At 67.2% G+C, this 2006-nt stretch carries 3 protein-coding genes; all 3 read left to right on the plus strand.

Features of this window, described 5'->3' with window-relative positions:
* Positions 1–15 precede the first annotated feature (15 nt).
* Positions 16–849 (plus strand): ABC transporter permease, encoded by an 834-nt coding sequence (locus B4C31_RS04760; RefSeq protein WP_414631846.1) that lies wholly within the window; start codon positions 16–18, stop codon positions 847–849.
* Entirely contained in the window at positions 839–1735 is an 897-nt protein-coding gene (locus B4C31_RS04765; RefSeq protein WP_291531549.1) for an ABC transporter ATP-binding protein, read from the plus strand. Before B4C31_RS04760 ends, B4C31_RS04765 begins: the two co-directional genes overlap by 11 nt.
* Positions 1732–2006: ATP-binding cassette domain-containing protein (locus B4C31_RS04770; protein WP_291531550.1), on the plus strand; the 275-nt coding region annotated here is incomplete at its 3' end. The genes B4C31_RS04765 and B4C31_RS04770, both read left to right, overlap by 4 nt.

Below are 2006 nucleotides of genomic sequence, written 5' to 3' on the forward strand. Positions count from 1 at the left end.
GGCGGCCGATTCCCGCTGGTGGTGCTCGGCCTGTGGGCGGCGATATCGGTGGTGTCGCTGTTCTGGACGCCGCAGCCGCTGATGCGGACCGACGGCTACCACACCTGGCAGTCGCCCTCTGCCGAGCATTGGCTGGGTACGGACGGTACCGGCGCCGACGTGTTCAGCTGGCTGATGGCCGGCTCCCGCACGGACCTGCTCATCGTGATCCTGACGGTGCTGGTTGCCGCCGCGCTCGGGCTGTTGTTCGTGGCCGCCATGGTGTCGCGGCACACGCCGTTGGCTGGCGCCTCGGTTGTGGTGGTCGACGCGCTGATCTCGATCCCCACCGTGCTGATCGCCCTGGTGCTGGCGGTGCCGTTGGGCGCTTCGATTGCGGTGATCGTCATCGCCTGCGGCTTCGGATACGGGCTGAACCTGGCCCGCGTGGCGCGGCCGCAGGCCCTGTTGGCCGCGCAATCGGACTACGTGGAATCCGCGGTGTCCAACGGGGCGTCGGGCGCGTATGTGTTCTTCCGTCATATCGTGCCGAATATCCTACCGGTTATGCTGGTGCAGCTGTCGCTGTCCGCGGGAACCGCGGTGCTCGCCGAATCGGGGCTGACCTATCTGGGCGTGGGCGTGCCATCGGGCACCCCCAGTTGGGGGCATTCGCTGGCCACCACCGTGCGGTTCATTACCGTGTATCCGTTGACCGTGCTGTGGCCGGGATTGGTGGTGACCGTGGCGGTTGTGGCGTTGAACCTGTTCGGCGACGCCCTGCGCGATGCGATCGACCCGGTGACGAATCCGGAACTGCGGCGGGCCGCGGGCGCGACCCGCATGGAGGAGGACGGCCATGGGCGTTGATATTCGCGATCTGCGCATCGCCATCGGCGGCAAGGAGATCGTTCACGGCGTCGACCTGTCGATCGGCGATGGGGAGCGCGTGGGACTGATCGGGTCATCCGGTTCGGGCAAGTCGATGATCGCCCGCGCGATGCTGGGCCTGTTGCCGCCGGATGTGACGGTGGCCGGCTCGGTCATGCTCGGTGGCTCGGAGGTCATCGGTGCCGCCGACCGCACGCTGGCCGATCTGCGCGGCCGGTATACGGGCATGGTCTTCCAGAATCCGGGCGCATCATTGAATCCGGTGCTCCCCGTGGGCAGGCAGGTCGAGCTGCCGTTACGGCTGCACTACGATCTGACCCGTTCCGAACGCGTCGAGCGCGTGAACGCCATGCTGGCCAAGGTCGGTCTGCCGGCCGACGTCGCGGCCAAATTCCCCCATGAACTCTCCGGCGGGCAGCGGCAGCGTGTCGGCATCGCCACCGCGCTGATCACCTCGCCGCGGCTGATCGTGGCCGACGAACCGACCACGGCGCTCGACTCGATTACCCAGCGGCAGATTGTGGATCTATTGGTGTCCCTGGTCGATGAGGCGGGCGCTTCGATGCTGTTCATCACCCATGATTTCTCGGTGCTGACGCGTGCCACTACCCGTTGCGTGGTGCTGGACGAGGGTTCGGTGGTGGAAACCGGCGAGACGGCCTCGATGCTCGCCGCACCGCAGGACGAACGGACTGCGCGGCTGGTCCGGGCGGCCCGTGCGCTGACGTTGCGGACGATGCGACCTGACGGCGACTCGCGTGTTGGTACCCCGGCGTCGGGCAGTGCTTCGGGGTCGGACTGTGATGCGTCTGAGGGCGCCGCGGCGGCCGGCGAACGCACTGAAGAACACGAAGGCGAGGCATGAGCATGACGAATGATGTGGTGCTGCAGGGGAGTCATATCGACAAATGGTTCGGACGGCGGTCCGAGCGCCGGCAGGTGCTATTCGACGTGTCGATTGCGGTGCATGCGGGGGAGTGCCTGGCCGTAATCGGCGGTTCCGGATCGGGCAAATCCACGCTGACCCGCATCTTGCTGGGATTGGAGACCGCTGACGCCGGAACGGTGGCGTATGAGGGGGCGGATGTGACGGGCGGCTCCCATGCCTCCGGATACCAGGCGTTGCGGCGGGGTTC

Source organism: Bifidobacterium sp. UBA4282 (genome assembly GCF_002394995.1).
Taxonomy (GTDB): Bacteria; Actinomycetota; Actinomycetes; order Actinomycetales; family Bifidobacteriaceae; genus Bifidobacterium; species Bifidobacterium pullorum_B.